This is a genomic window from Corynebacterium otitidis ATCC 51513, from assembly GCF_000296405.1.
Classification (GTDB): domain Bacteria; phylum Actinomycetota; class Actinomycetes; order Mycobacteriales; family Mycobacteriaceae; genus Corynebacterium; species Corynebacterium otitidis.
Window position 1 is genome coordinate 210,523 of sequence record NZ_JH815192.1, and the last position, 871, is coordinate 211,393.

General features: G+C 80.8%; 1 pseudogene. It reads right to left on the minus strand.

The annotated features are described in order from the left end of the window. Window positions 1-871, minus strand: a pseudogene (locus HMPREF9719_RS00920) (chromosome segregation protein SMC); the annotation flags it as partial.

The following is an 871-nucleotide window of genomic DNA, read 5'->3' on the forward strand; positions in this document are numbered from 1 at the left end:
CTCGGCCTGGCGGCGCAGCCGGTCGCCGCGGCCGGCGGAGTGATCGCGGCGCTCCTCGGCGCTGCGCAGGCTCAAGCGCGCCTCGACCTCGACGGCGCGCACCTGCTCGAGCAGCGCGGCGGCCTCCTCGGCCCGGCCGTCGCCGGCGTCGTCCTCTACCGGCCCGGCGTCGTCGGCCTCGTCGAGGCGGTCGCGCACCTCCTCGAGGCGCGACTCGAGGGTCCCGCGCTTGTCCTCGAGCTCCGCGATGCGGCGCTCGGCGCGCTCCGCGTTCTTCGCGCGCTCCGCCTCGCCGCGCTCGGCGTGCTCGACGGCGCGGGCGAGCTCGCGGTGGCTGTGGTCGTGCTCGCGCAGCGCCGCGGCCGCGCTGGCCGCTTGGACACGGGCGTCCTCCGCGGCGGAGCGCGCCCCCTCGAGCGAGCCGGCGAGCGTCTCGAGCTGGGCGGCGGCCTCGTCGCGGCGGGCGGCCGCGCGCTCGGCCTCGCCGGCGAGCTCCACGCCGGAGGCCTCGCCCCGGCCGAGCGCGACCCAGCCCTCGCCGCGCAGCTCTCCGTCCTCAGTGACGGCGCGGATGCGGGGGTCGGCGGCGACGGCGCGCTCCGCGGCCGCGCGGTCGGGCGCGAGGCACACGTCGGCGAGCAGGCGGCTCACCGCGCGGCGCACCGCCGGGTCGGGCTCGAGGGCGTCGACGAGCCACGTGCAGCCCTCGGGCAGCTCGGCGTCGAGGCGCCACGCCTCGCCCGGGGTCTCGTCGCGCGCGACGATCACCGAGCGGCTGAGCCCCTCGGGGTCTAAGGCGGCGGCCTCGGCGGCGTCGGCGACGAGCGCGTCGGCGTGCCCGCCCAGAGCCGCGGCCGCGGCGGCCGCGAGC